Source organism: Microvirga aerophila, from assembly GCF_003332305.1.
Taxonomy (GTDB): Bacteria; Pseudomonadota; Alphaproteobacteria; order Rhizobiales; family Beijerinckiaceae; genus Microvirga; species Microvirga aerophila.
The window spans coordinates 70,755-82,829 of the sequence record NZ_QOIO01000026.1 but is presented as its reverse complement, the minus strand read 5'-3'; the positions used below and the strand labels follow the sequence as shown (position 1 = coordinate 82,829).

Annotated in this window: 14 protein-coding genes; 13 read left to right on the top strand and 1 reads right to left on the bottom strand. The window is 64.8% G+C overall.

Translation table 11 applies throughout. The features are described from left to right. A partial coding sequence (locus DRB19_RS15740) for a M10 family metallopeptidase C-terminal domain-containing protein (protein ID WP_114186978.1) occupies positions 1–766 on the top strand: 766 nt, incomplete at its 5' end. Positions 767–832: 66 nt separating this feature from the next. On the opposite strand, the gene DRB19_RS15735 is transcribed toward DRB19_RS15740, so the two are convergent. Beyond that, a complete protein-coding gene (locus DRB19_RS15735) occupies positions 833–2,065 on the bottom strand; it encodes an argininosuccinate synthase (protein ID WP_114186977.1) in 1,233 nt (410 codons plus the stop codon). A gap of 175 nt (positions 2,066–2,240) precedes the next feature. Between DRB19_RS15735 and DRB19_RS15730 the strand changes: the two genes are divergently transcribed. From DRB19_RS15730 to trpA, 12 genes are all read left to right on the top strand, one after another. Beyond that, positions 2,241–2,867 (top strand): 2-hydroxychromene-2-carboxylate isomerase, encoded by a 627-nt coding sequence (locus DRB19_RS15730; protein ID WP_114186976.1) that lies wholly within the window; start codon positions 2,241–2,243, stop codon positions 2,865–2,867. 373 nt (positions 2,868–3,240) lie between these two features. Next, a complete protein-coding gene (rpsA, locus tag DRB19_RS15725; protein ID WP_114186975.1) occupies positions 3,241–4,941 on the top strand; it encodes a 30S ribosomal protein S1 in 1,701 nt (566 codons plus the stop codon). A gap of 139 nt (positions 4,942–5,080) precedes the next feature. Next, entirely contained in the window at positions 5,081–5,485 is a 405-nt protein-coding gene (locus DRB19_RS15720) for a YkvA family protein (protein ID WP_114186986.1), read from the top strand. Between the two features lie 117 nt (positions 5,486–5,602). Next, entirely contained in the window at positions 5,603–6,568 is a 966-nt protein-coding gene (gene sppA, locus DRB19_RS15715; RefSeq protein ID WP_114186974.1) for a signal peptide peptidase SppA, read from the top strand. A gap of 26 nt (positions 6,569–6,594) precedes the next feature. Next, positions 6,595–6,906, top strand: coding sequence for an integration host factor subunit beta (gene ihfB / locus DRB19_RS15710; RefSeq protein WP_114186973.1), 312 nt, complete (start codon positions 6,595–6,597; stop codon positions 6,904–6,906). Between the two features lie 112 nt (positions 6,907–7,018). Continuing rightward, positions 7,019–7,369: a lipopolysaccharide assembly protein LapA domain-containing protein gene (locus DRB19_RS15705; protein ID WP_114186972.1), complete on the top strand. Its 351-nt coding sequence runs from the start codon at positions 7,019–7,021 to the stop codon at positions 7,367–7,369. Positions 7,370–7,376: 7 nt separating this feature from the next. Then, the gene (gene lhpI, locus DRB19_RS15700; RefSeq protein ID WP_114186971.1) at positions 7,377–8,324 is read left to right on the top strand and encodes a bifunctional Delta(1)-pyrroline-2-carboxylate/Delta(1)-piperideine-2-carboxylate reductase; all 948 of its coding nucleotides are present in this window, start codon (positions 7,377–7,379) and stop codon (positions 8,322–8,324) included. A gap of 9 nt (positions 8,325–8,333) precedes the next feature. Continuing rightward, on the top strand, positions 8,334–8,987 hold the full coding sequence (locus DRB19_RS15695; RefSeq protein WP_114186970.1) for a phosphoribosylanthranilate isomerase: 654 nt from the start codon (positions 8,334–8,336) through the stop codon (positions 8,985–8,987). An 86-nt stretch (positions 8,988–9,073) separates the two neighbouring features. Next, positions 9,074–10,291 (top strand): tryptophan synthase subunit beta, encoded by a 1,218-nt coding sequence (gene trpB / locus DRB19_RS15690; RefSeq protein ID WP_114186969.1) that lies wholly within the window; start codon positions 9,074–9,076, stop codon positions 10,289–10,291. After that, the gene (locus DRB19_RS15685) at positions 10,288–10,626 is read left to right on the top strand and encodes a hypothetical protein (protein ID WP_114186968.1); all 339 of its coding nucleotides are present in this window, start codon (positions 10,288–10,290) and stop codon (positions 10,624–10,626) included. The genes trpB and DRB19_RS15685 overlap by 4 nt, the downstream gene beginning before the upstream one ends. 22 nt (positions 10,627–10,648) lie before the next feature. Beyond that, the gene (locus tag DRB19_RS15680; RefSeq protein ID WP_245439546.1) at positions 10,649–11,098 is read left to right on the top strand and encodes a hypothetical protein; all 450 of its coding nucleotides are present in this window, start codon (positions 10,649–10,651) and stop codon (positions 11,096–11,098) included. A gap of 73 nt (positions 11,099–11,171) precedes the next feature. Further along, complete coding sequence (gene trpA, locus DRB19_RS15675) at positions 11,172–12,011, top strand: tryptophan synthase subunit alpha (protein ID WP_114186967.1); 840 nt, start codon at positions 11,172–11,174, stop codon at positions 12,009–12,011. Positions 12,012–12,075: the final 64 nt, after the last annotated feature.

Here is a 12,075-nt window from a genome sequence, read left to right as displayed (position 1 = left end):
CGGCACCCCCAACGCTGCCGAGCGCGCCGAGGCCGACGATGCCGGCGTCCCCACGGTCACGACCCCTCCGACAACCTCCCCCGCCACTGAGTCGACGCCCTCCGTCACGACCGGAGAGACCATCACCGGCGACAGCAGCAACAACGTGCTGCACGGCACGTCCGGCGTCGATGCCATGTATGGCGGCAAGGGCAACGACACCTATTACGTCGATCAGGCAGGCGACAAGGCCTACGAGCAGGCCAACCAGGGCGCCGACAAGGTCCTCAGCACGATCTCGTATTCCCTGGCAGGCCAAGGGGTGGAGCGTCTTACCTTGAGAGGTGCGGACAACCTGAACGGCACCGGCAACAGCCTGAGCAACAAACTGTCGGGCAATTCCGGAGCCAATACCCTCAAAGGCAAGGGCGGCCACGATAACCTCAATGGCAACGCCGGCGCCGACATTCTCTGGGGCGGCGCAGGCAAGGATGCGTTCATCTTCGATACGGCGTCTGAAGCCAATGGCGATGCCATCGGCGACTTCGTCCACGGCGCCGACAGGATCAACCTGAAAGGCATCGACGCGAATACCGGTGCCGCCGGCAACCAGGCCTTCACGTTCATCGGCACGCAGGGCTTCCACAAGGTCGCGGGCGAGCTGAAGGCCTACAAGTCGGGCGGTGATACGTACATCGCTGGAGACGTGAACGGCGACGGCTCTGCCGATTTCGCCATCAAGGCGCTTGGCGCCCACACCTTCGCAAACGCAGACTTCGTCCTCTGATGACAAAGACCCCCGACGCCAGGCGTCGGAGGTTCTCGCTTAAAGGGCCGGCCGTGAGGGGCTGCTTTACAGCCCCAGCTTCTTCTTGCGCTGGGCGAGCGTGCGCAGGCGAAGCGCGTTGAGCTTGATAAAGCCCGCGGCGTCGCGGTGGTCGTAGGCCACTGCGCCTTCCTCGAAGGTGACGAGGTCCTGGTCGTAGAGCGAGTACGGGCTTGTCCGGCCGATGAGGTGGACGCCGCCCTTGTAGAGCTTGAGCTTGACCTCGCCGGTGACGAATTCCTGGCTCTTGTCGATCATCGCCTGCAGCATCTCGCGCTCCGGCGAGAACCAGAAGCCGTTATAGATGAGCTCGGCGTATTTTGGCATGAGCTCGTCCTTGAGGTGAGCCGCCCCCCGGTCGAGGGTGATCGACTCGATGCCCCGGTGGGCGAGGTGTAGGATCGTGCCGCCCGGCGTCTCGTACATGCCGCGGCTCTTCATGCCCACGAAGCGGTTCTCGACCAGGTCGAGGCGGCCAATGCCGTTGAGGCGGCCGAGTTCGTTGAGCTTCGCCAGGAGGTCGGCGGGCCCCATCTTCTGGCCGTCGATGGCGACCGGGTCGCCCTTCTCGAACGTGATGGAGATCACGGTGGGCTGATCGGGAGCCGATTCGGGATCGTTGGTGCGGGAATAGACGTAGTCGGGCACTTCCGCCGCCGGGTCCTCAAGCACCTTGCCCTCGGAGGAAGCGTGCAGGAGGTTGGCGTCGACCGAGAACGGGGCCTCGCCGCGCTTGTCCTTGGCGATCGGGATCTGGTTCTGCTCGGCAAAGGCGATCAGCGCCTCGCGGGAGCGCAGGTCCCACTCGCGCCAGGGGGCGATCACGGTCACGTCGGGCTTGAGCGCATAGTAGCCGAGCTCGAAGCGCACCTGGTCGTTGCCCTTGCCGGTCGCGCCGTGAGCCACCGCGTCGGCTCCGACCCGCTCGGCGATCTCGATCTGCTTCTTGGCGATGAGCGGCCGGGCGATGGAGGTGCCGAGCAGATAAAGGCCCTCGTACTGGGCGTTGGCCCGGAACATGGGAAAAACGTAGTCGCGCACGAACTCGTCGCGCAGGTCCTCGATGAAGATGTTCTCCGGCTTGATGCCGAGAAGCTCGGCTTTCTTGCGCGCGGGCTCCAGCTCCTCGCCCTGGCCGAGATCGGCCGTGAAGGTCACGACCTCGCAGCCATAGGTGGTCTGCAGCCACTTGAGGATGATGGAGGTGTCGAGACCGCCCGAATAGGCGAGCACGACCTTGTTCACGCGCTTGTCGGCCATAGCAAGGATTCCAAAGGACGAAGGATGCCCTGCGACTTAAAGGGTAAGCGTAGGCGGCGCAACCGGGGATCGATATGCGTCTGGGGCATTCCTGGCCGGAATAAGGGCGGCTGTTGTCCGGTTGTGGAATAGGATACGGGCCTGAACTCTGGTGTCGCCTAAGAAAGAGATTGCCATGCCCGGGCCGGTTCTTGAGTTCTGGTACGACTTTGCCTCCACCTACTCGTATCTGGCGGCCATGCGCATCGAGGCCGCCGCCGAGGAGGCAGGCGTGAAGGTGCACTGGCGGCCCTTCCTCCTGGGACCGATCTTCGCCGCGCAGGGCTGGACCACGTCGCCCTTCAATCTCTTCCCCGACAAGGGCCGCTACATGTGGCGCGATATGGAGCGAGAGGCGGCGCGCCTTGGGGTGCCCTTCTGCCGGCCCGATCCCTTTCCGCAGAACTCCCTTCTCGCCGCCCGGGTGGCGCTGGTGGGGCTCGATCAGGGTTGGACCCCGGCCTTCACCAAGGCGGTCTTTGCGGCGGAGTTCGGGAAGAGCCGCAACATCAGCGATCCGGCCGCCTTAAGCATCGTCCTGACCGATCTGGGGCTCGACGCCGGGGCCGTGATGGAGCAGGCGCAGGCCGAGGCCAACAAGGCTCGCCTGCGCCGGATCGGCGAGGAGGCGCAACTGCGCGGCATCTTCGGCGCCCCGTGCTTTGTGGCGGAGGACCGGGAGCTGTTCTGGGGCAACGACCGTCTCGAGCGCGCCCTGGACTGGGCGACCGCGCGAGCGCGGCACTCCGACGTGCCCGTCTAGGCCGTCCTTGCCTCGTTCCCGCGCCGGAAGACCCGGCGCAACGAAGCTTGGCAGAAGCCCGGAGGCCAGAGGTCGCCGGAGGGTTCGGAAACCCTTGTGATGCCAGTCGAAATGGGATAAAACAGCGCCATCCGACAGGACAGTGGCGGTTGTCGTTATGTGAGGGTGCGTGTTCCGCGCCCTCGCGGTGCTTCCAAAAAGTCCTTTCGGTATAAGCGTTTCCATCCGTCGATGATACGCCGGCCCGCTCGATAGAGCGGCATGCCTTGGTCCTGGCCCTCGAGGGGCGATCCTGGCAGCGGCGGCTGGAAACGGCCCGTTCACACGAGCCGCCGGCGTTGCCCCTTCAAACAAGGGCCATTCAGGAGAACATATGTCCGCAGCATACCAACAAGCGCCGAGCCGTGAAGATTTCGCGGCCCTGCTCGAAGAATCCTTCCGCACGAACGAGATCAGCGAAGGCTCGGTCGTCAAGGGTAAAGTGGTCGCGATCGAAAAGGACGTCGCGGTCATCGATATCGGCGCCAAGACCGAAGGCCGCGTGGCCCTCAAGGAATTTGCAGGCCCCAACCGCGACCAGACGATCAATGTCGGCGACGAGGTTGAGGTCTATGTCGAGCGCATCGAGAATGCGCTGGGCGAGGCCGTCATCTCCCGCGACAAGGCTCGCCGCGAAGAGAGCTGGGTCAAGCTCGAGAAGGCCTTCGAGGCCCAAGAGCGCGTCAACGGCGTCATCTTCAACCAGGTCAAGGGCGGCTACACGGTCGACCTCGACGGCGCCGTGGCGTTCCTGCCCCGCAGCCAGGTCGACATCCGCCCCGTGCGCGACGTCACCCCGCTCATGGGCGTGGCTCAGCCGTTCCAGATCCTCAAGATGGATCGCCGCCGCGGCAACATCGTCGTGTCGCGCCGCACGGTCCTCGAAGAGAGCCGCGCCGAGCAGCGTTCCGAGCTCGTGGCGAACCTTGAAGAGGGTCAGGTCATCGACGGCGTGGTCAAGAACATCACCGAGTACGGTGCGTTCGTTGATCTCGGCGGCATCGACGGCCTGCTGCACGTGACCGACATGGCATGGCGCCGCGTGAACCATCCGTCCGAGGTCGTAACCATCGGCCAGACGGTCAAGGTCAAGATCATCAAGATCAACCACGAGACGCACCGCATCTCGCTCGGCATCAAGCAGCTGCTGGCCGATCCGTGGGAGGGCATCGCCGCCCGTTACCCGGTTGGCGCCAAGCTCAAGGGCCGCGTGACGAACATCACCGATTACGGTGCGTTCGTTGAGCTCGAGCCGGGCATCGAAGGCTTGATCCACGTCTCCGAGATGTCCTGGACGAAGAAGAACGTCCATCCGGGCAAGATCATCTCCACCTCGCAGGAGGTTGAGGTCGTGATCCTCGAGGTCGATCAGGTGAAGCGCCGCATCTCGCTGGGCCTGAAGCAGACGCTGCAGAACCCGTGGGAGGCCTTCGCCGAGAAGCACCCTGTCGGCTCCGAAGTCGAAGGCGAGGTCAAGAACAAGACCGAGTTCGGTCTGTTCATCGGTCTCGAGAACGACGTCGACGGGATGGTCCACCTCTCGGACCTCGACTGGAACCGTCCGGGCGAGCAGGTCATCGACGACTTCAAGAAGGGCGACATGGTGCGCGCCCAGGTTCTCGACGTGGACGTCGAGAAGGAGCGCATCTCGCTGGGCATCAAGCAGCTCGGCGGCGACCCCTTCGCGGAAGCCGGCGAGATCAAGAAGGGCCAGATCGTCACCTGCGAGATTCTCGAGGTGAAGGATGGCGGCCTGGAGGTGAAGATCGTCGATACCGACCTCACCACCTTCATCAAGCGCAACGAGCTGGCCCGCGATCGCGGCGATCAGCGCCCCGAGCGCTTCGCCACCGGCGAGAAGCTCGACGCCCGCGTCACGCAGTTCGACCGCAAGGCTCGCCGCGTCACCGTCTCCGTCAAGGCCCTCGAGGTCGCTGAGGAGAAGGAAGCCATGGCGCAGTACGGCTCGGCCGATTCCGGCGCGTCGCTCGGCGACATCCTCGGCGCGGCCCTCAAGGCCAAGGACAAGAAGTAATCGGGCCTAGCCCGATGCTCTCCGGATCCGTCCGAGGAGCGCTTCGAACATCAAACGACCCGCGCGAGTGATCGCGCGGGTTTTTCTTTGTCTCAAGCAGCCTGATACGCTGGCTCCTCGTCAGGCCGGAGGCGCGGACATGGATCGACCGAAAAGAACAGGAGTGTTCGCCCGCCTGCGAAGCTGGGCGAAGGCCATCAAGACCGACGTAGTCGCGCTCTATCTTGCGGTTCGGCATCCGCACGTGCCCTGGTATGCCAAGCTCGCGGCGGCCACGGTGGCGGCCTATGCGCTGAGCCCCATCGATCTGATCCCTGATTTCATCCCCGTGCTGGGCTACCTGGACGATGTGATTCTCGTGCCTCTCGGGATCCTGCTGGCCGTCCGGTTGATTCCGTCCGGGCTTATGGACGAGCTGCGCGCAACGGCACGCCAGCGGGCACAGCGCCCCGTCAGCCAGGTTGGCGCCCTGGCAATCGTGATCCTCTGGATCGCGGCCGCAATCCTTCTTCTGTGGGCTTTCTGGCCCCGACGGGTTTCATAACGGGCGACAGCAGGCCGCAAGAGCGGCACTTTTTATTGGCCAAACGCCTTGCTGCCCTATCTGCCTTCGCCATAGGGTGACACCCTCGAACAGGCCCCAAGCAAGAGACGACGATTCATGTCCATTGATGCCGAAGCCATCGCCGATCGCCGCCGGTTGCGACGCAAGCTCACGTTCTGGCGCACAGCCGGGGTCCTGGCCCTCATCGCGGCCGTGGTTGCCTTAGGGTATGCGGCCGCCGACCGGATGGGCGTCGGGGCCGGGCAATCCCACGTGGCGCGCATCTCCGTCGACGGGTTCATCGCCAGCAACCAGCGCATGGCCGATCTCATGCAGCGGGTGGGCGAGGCGAACTCGGTCTCGGGTGTGGTCATCTCGGTCAACAGCCCCGGCGGCACCACCACCGGGTCCGAGGAGCTCTACCGCAACATCCGCCGGCTTTCGGAGAAGAAGCCCGTCGTCACCTTCGTGGAAGGCACGGCCGCCTCCGGCGGGTACATCACGGCCATCGCGGCGGACCACATCGTGGCCCGCGAGACGGCCCTTGTCGGCTCCATCGGCGTGCTGTTCCAGTATCCCGACCTCTCGGGCCTTCTCGGCCAGCTTGGCGTCAAGGTGGAGGAGGTGAAGTCCGCTCCGCTCAAGGCTGAGCCCAGCCCCTTCAAGCCCACGAGCCCGGAGGCGAGGGCCGCCCTGCAGCAGGTGGTGGCCGACACCTATGACTGGTTCAAGACCCTCGTGCGCGAGCGCCGACGCCTGAACGATCAGGAGCTGGCAACCGCCTCCACCGGCCAAGTTTTCAGCGGACGTCAGGGCGTGCCCCTGAAGCTCATCGACAAGATCGGCGGAGAGCGCGACGCCATCGCGTGGCTCGAACAGGAGAAGGGCGTCGCCAAGGACCTGCCGGTTCGCGATTGGAAGCCGCGCGGCGACCGGGATTTCTCGGTCTTCGCCTGGGCCGCGACCGGGGCCGATCTGATGGGATTCGACGAGGCCGCCGCCGCGCTTCGCCGTGCTTCCGTCAGCGTTGGCGCTGCGCAGCTTGACGGTCTGTTGGCGGTCTGGCACCCTTCGGAAAAATAAAGCAGCGTCAAACATATAGCCCTTACATGATCAAATCCGAACTGGTGCTCAAGATCGCCGAGCAGAACCCGCATCTGTATCAGCGAGACGTCGAGAACATCGTGAACGCGATTCTCGACACCATCGCGGATGCGCTTGCCCGAGGCGACCGGGTGGAGCTACGCGGCTTCGGGGCGTTCTCCGTCAAGAAGCGCGACGCTCGCACCGGACGCAACCCGCGCACGGGTGAGTCCGTTTCCATCTCCGAGAAGGTCGTCCCCGTCTTCAAGACGGGCAAGGAGATGCGTCAGCGCCTCAACACCTCCCCGAAGGTACTGAAGGCTGCCGCATCCCATTGAACACGCGAGGTGCTTCCGCGGCCGTGGAAACATCCCTTCGCGTTTTATTGTGCCGTGTTTTGACGGCGGGCCGAATCCGGTTCGCCGCAGGATGCTCTAGGGAGAGCCAGTCGTGATTCGTTTTCTCAAGGCGCTGATTCTATTGCCCGTGGCGATTCTGGTCGTGCTGCTCGCCGTCGCCAACAGGGCTCCGGTGACCCTGTCGCTGGACCCGTTCTCGCAGGAAGCGCCGGAAATCGCCACGCAGCTTCCCCTCTTCGCGGTCATCTTCGCGGCGGTCATGCTCGGCGTCGTGATCGGCGGTACGGCGACCTGGCTTGCCCAGGGCAAGAACCGCAGGGCGCGCCGCCAGTCCCGCCGCGAGGCGCGCCAGCTGCGCTACGAGACCGAGCGCCTGCGCGCCCAGGTGCCAAGCACCAACCTGCCGGCCACTCTGCCGCGACCGCAGCCCTCGACCTATTAAGGCTCTCATGCACGTCATCACCGCCGCCGAGATCGACCGGGCGCTGACGTTTCCGTCCCTGATCGATGCCTTGGCCGATGCGTTTCGCGGCGACTTCGTCACGCCGGTGCGTCACCACCACGAGATCGAGCGCCCCGGCTCCCACGGAACGCTCCTGCTCATGCCGGCCTGGACGGGACCTGCCACGCCAGACGGCTATGTGGGCGTCAAGATCGTGTCGGTGTTCCCCGACAACGGCGCGAAACACCTTCCCAGCGTTCTCGGCACCTACCTGCTCATGGACGGGGCGACCGGCGAGCCCCGCGCGGCGCTGGACGGTACGCGCCTCACCGTGTGGCGCACCGCCGCCGCCTCGGCGCTCGCGGCCCGGTTTCTTGCGCGGCCCGAGGCAGCCCGCATGGTGATGGTGGGTTCCGGCTCCCTCGCGCCTTTCCTGATTCGCGCCCACATGAGCCAGCGGCCAATCCTCGAAGTCGTGCTGTGGAATCACAACGCCGACAAGGCCAAAGCCCTGGCGGAGCAGTTGCAGGCGGAAGGCCTGCCGGTGACGGCGATGACTGATCTCGAAAGCGCCGTGCGCGAGGCTGACCTCGTCTCCTGCGCCACGCTCTCGCGCTCCCCCATCGTCAAGGGCGAATGGCTGAAGGCGGGAGCCCATCTCGATCTCGTCGGGGCCTTCAATCTTCACATGCGTGAGGTTGACGATGAGGCCATTCGCCGGGCGCAGGTCTATGTGGACACCCCAGCGGCCAAGCACGAGGGCGGGGACGTGGCGCTTGCTCTCCAAGGCGGCGCCATCGCGGAAAGTCACGTGAAGGGCGATCTGGCCGATCTATGCCGCAGCTCCGTGCAGCGGGCCCCGGAGGCGATCACCCTGTTCAAGTCGGTCGGCACGGCGCTGGAAGATCTCGCTGCGGCGATGCTGGTGTGGCGCAAGCAGGCCAAAGCGTCGTAACATCGTGCCATGGACAAGCTGGTCAAGATCTGCGGGCTCTCGACGCCTGATACCCTCGACGCCGCCCTTTCGGCGGGCGCGGACTGGGTCGGCTTCGTGCGGTTTCCCAAAAGCCCACGCCATGTGAGCCTGGAGACGGGCCGCGATCTCTCGGCTCAGGCCAAGGGCCGCGCCCTGCGCGTCGTGCTCTTGGTCGATGCGGATGACTCGTTCATTCAGGAGGCGGTGGAGGCGCTCGATCCCGACCTGCTTCAGCTCCATGGGCATGAGGGCCCCGAGCGCGTGGCGGCGATTCGCGCCCGTTTCGGCCGTCCGGTCATGAAGGCGATCGGCATCGCCGAGGCGGCGGACCTTTCCGGGCTGGCCGCCTATGCGGGCGTCGCCGATCATGTGCTTCTCGATGCCAAGCCGCCCCGCATGCCCGACGCTCTTCCGGGCGGCAATGGCCTCTCCTTCGACTGGCGGCTTCTGGTCGGGCTTGACCCCCGGCTCCCCTTCATGCTGTCAGGAGGACTCGGCCCGGGCAATGTGACGGAGGCGATCAAGCTCACCGGATCCAAGGCCGTCGACGTGTCGTCCGGGGTCGAGGTCAAGCCGGGCGTCAAGGACCCAGACAAGATCGAGGCCTTCGTGAAGGCCGCCCGGGCGGCTTTCGCCGCCTGAGACAAAGAAAACAACGCACTTTCTCCGGAAAAGCGCTATTCACCGTTCCGGTAAAAGTGCACCGAACACCTTAAGGCAGGACAGGCGTGTCAGCTCAAGCCCAACCCAATTCCTTCCGCACCGGCCCGGACGAGCGTGGGCATTTCGGCATTTTCGGCGGCCGCTTCGTGGCCGAGACCCTGATGCCGAACATTCTCGAACTGGAAAAGGCCTATGCCGAGGCCAGGGCCGACCCGTCCTTCAAGGCGGAGATGGATGGGTACATGACCCATTACATCGGCCGGCCGAGCCCGCTCTATTTCGCCGAGCGCATGACCGACCATTTCGGTGGCGCGAAAATCTACTTCAAACGCGAAGAGCTGAACCATACGGGCGCCCACAAGGTGAACAACGTGCTGGGCCAGATCCTTCTCGCCCGCCGCATGGGCAAGAAGCGCATCATCGCCGAGACGGGCGCGGGCCAGCACGGGGTCGCCACCGCAACGCTCTGCGCGCGGTTCGGCCTTGAGTGCATTGTCTACATGGGCGCGGTCGACGTGGAGCGGCAGAAGCCCAACGTGTTCCGCATGAACATGCTGGGCGCCAAGGTGGTGCCGGTGCAGTCCGGCACGAAGACCCTCAAGGACGCCATGAACGAGGCCCTGCGCGACTGGGTCACGAATGTCGCCGACACCTTCTACTGCATCGGCACGGTGGCGGGCCCGCATCCCTATCCGGCCATGGTGCGCGACTTCCAGTGCGTCATCGGCAACGAAACCCGCGAGCAGATGATGCAGGCCGAAGGCCGCCTGCCGGATTCGCTCGTCGCTTGCATCGGCGGCGGCTCCAACGCCATCGGGCTGTTCCACCCCTTCCTCGACGACCGCAGCGTCGAGATCTACGGCGTCGAGGCGGCGGGCCATGGGCTCGACAAGCTCCATGCGGCCTCCCTCACGGGCGGGCGCCCGGGCGTGCTGCACGGCAACCGCACCTATCTGCTGATGAACCAGGACGGTCAGATCCAGGACGCCCATTCCATCTCGGCGGGTCTCGACTATCCGGGCATCGGCCCGGAGCATGCCTGGCTGCACGAGACGGGCCGGGTCAACTACATCTCCGCCACCGACGACGAGGCGCTTGCAGCGTTCCAGCTCTGCTCCCGGCTCGAGGGCATCCTGCCGGCGCTCGAGCCGAGCCACGCCCTCGCCAAGGTGGCGGACCTCGCGCCGCAGAAGCCGAAGGACCACCTGATGGTGGTCAACATCAGCGGCCGCGGCGACAAGGACATCCCGCAGATCGCTGAGATCCTGGGGGATAATCTATGAAGCGCCTTCTCCTTCTCATCCCTCTCATCTCGGCAAGCGCTTCACCATCATTTGCGCAAGCCAGAATGCCCGTCACCTATGGAGGTATTGAGGTGGAGCAAGTGCTCAACACTGGAACGGGAAAACGCGTCTCCACGATTTTCCTTAAGCTTGCCAATTCAAACGCCGAAGCCGTGGAAGTCCGCAATATCCGTTGCGAGTTCTATGACGGCGCCAAGCTCGCTAAACAGTTTTCCATTCCACGTCTGATGGTCCAACCCGGATCGGACAAGTACGAAGCTCCTGAGAAAGTCGAGGGCCCTTTCAATCGCCCTGTCTGCAGGCTCGGCAAATAGGCGTTGGATGGTGAGCGTAGCCTTGGAACTCTGGCATCCTCGCAAGGTCCGGCCTTTAAGTCTCTGGCGCGCGGGAGAGCGGGTCCTGAAGGCTTATGGCATGCACGGCAGCGATGTTGTCCTGTCTGCGGCCTCCATCGAAACAGCCCAAGCGCTTGTGGCCCAAACTTCGCTGAATGCTGAGGGGCGCGCGAACACACCCTACGGCTTCGCCATTCTCCATCAGGGCGATGAGGCGATCTGGCTTCTGCTTCACTGGTGGCTTGACGGCGGCATCTGCGCCCAGCGCCTCTGGCGTGCTGCTCATGCCCAAGTCCTCTCGTTCGTGGAGCAGGACCGCCCTCTGATGGCCTGTGTCTGGGAGCTTGCCGTGATTGATCACGAACGCCGGGCCTGGACGCGAACCGCCATGGACCCTGACTCATCGCCTGAGGCTTACCTGCGGGACTGGATGGCTGAAGGGTTTTGCTGAAGGCCCATCATCCTGGCCGTGACCGGCAACATCCCTGTCCACATCCCCGATTTCCCATGCTAAAGACCCGCCCATGACAAAGCGCATCGAAGCCCGTTTTGAGAAGTGCCGTGCGGAAGGCCGCGCCGCCCTCGTTACATACGTGATGGCCGGCGATCCGGATCCCGAGACGTCGCTTGAAATCTTGAAGAGCCTGCCCAAGGCGGGGGCCGACATCGTCGAGTTCGGCCTGCCCTTCACCGACCCGATGGCGGACGGTCCGGCCATCCAGGCGGCAGGGCTTCGCGCCCTGAAGGTCGGTCAGGACATGGTCAAGACCCTAGATCTCATCCGGCGCTTCCGGGCGGAGGATGCGGACACGCCCGTGATCCTCATGGGCTATTTCAATCCGATCTACGTCTATGGGGTCGACCGCTTTCTGGCTGACGCGCAGCAAGCCGGCGTGGACGGCCTGATCGTGGTCGATCTGCCGCCGGAGGAGGACGATGAGCTTTGCCTGCCGGCCCTTGACGCGGGCCTCGCGTTCATCCGGCTTGCCACCCCGACCACGGACGATCATCGCCTGCCGGCGGTGCTCGAGAATACGGCAGGCTTCGTCTATTACGTGTCGATCACCGGCATCACCGGCGCGGCTACCCCGGATTTCGGCCGGGTCGCCACGGCGGTGGAGCGCATCAAGCGCCATACGCCGCTTCCGGTAGTGGTGGGCTTTGGGGTGAAGAGCGGCCAGCATGCGGCGGCGGTGGCGCAAGGGGCCGATGGGGTCGTGGTGGGGTCTGCCCTGATCGACGCCATGCGCGGCACCCTCGACGAACAGGACCGCGCCACCTCGCGCACGGTCGAGTCCGTCACCACATTGGTAAAGGAACTGAGCGAAGGCGTGCGGTCGGTCGCCAAGCGCGCGGCTGCTTGAGAAACAACAGGCGTCATGGCCGGGCCTGTCCCGGCCATCTACGTCTTGCCACGCGAAAGGCGTG

Coding starts and splice junctions, on each gene's coding strand:
- DRB19_RS15695 (WP_114186970.1), top strand. CDS start 8,334: ATGGACAAGCTGGTCAAGATCTGCGGGCTCTCGACGCCTGATACCCTC.
- DRB19_RS15685 (WP_114186968.1), top strand. CDS start 10,288: ATGAAGCGCCTTCTCCTTCTCATCCCTCTCATCTCGGCAAGCGCTTCA.
- sppA (WP_114186974.1), top strand. CDS start 5,603: ATGTCCATTGATGCCGAAGCCATCGCCGATCGCCGCCGGTTGCGACGC.
- DRB19_RS15730 (WP_114186976.1), top strand. CDS start 2,241: ATGCCCGGGCCGGTTCTTGAGTTCTGGTACGACTTTGCCTCCACCTAC.
- trpA (WP_114186967.1), top strand. CDS start 11,172: ATGACAAAGCGCATCGAAGCCCGTTTTGAGAAGTGCCGTGCGGAAGGC.
- ihfB (WP_114186973.1), top strand. CDS start 6,595: ATGATCAAATCCGAACTGGTGCTCAAGATCGCCGAGCAGAACCCGCAT.
- rpsA (WP_114186975.1), top strand. CDS start 3,241: ATGTCCGCAGCATACCAACAAGCGCCGAGCCGTGAAGATTTCGCGGCC.
- DRB19_RS15720 (WP_114186986.1), top strand. CDS start 5,081: ATGGATCGACCGAAAAGAACAGGAGTGTTCGCCCGCCTGCGAAGCTGG.
- lhpI (WP_114186971.1), top strand. CDS start 7,377: ATGCACGTCATCACCGCCGCCGAGATCGACCGGGCGCTGACGTTTCCG.
- DRB19_RS15735 (WP_114186977.1), bottom strand. CDS start 2,065: ATGGCCGACAAGCGCGTGAACAAGGTCGTGCTCGCCTATTCGGGCGGT.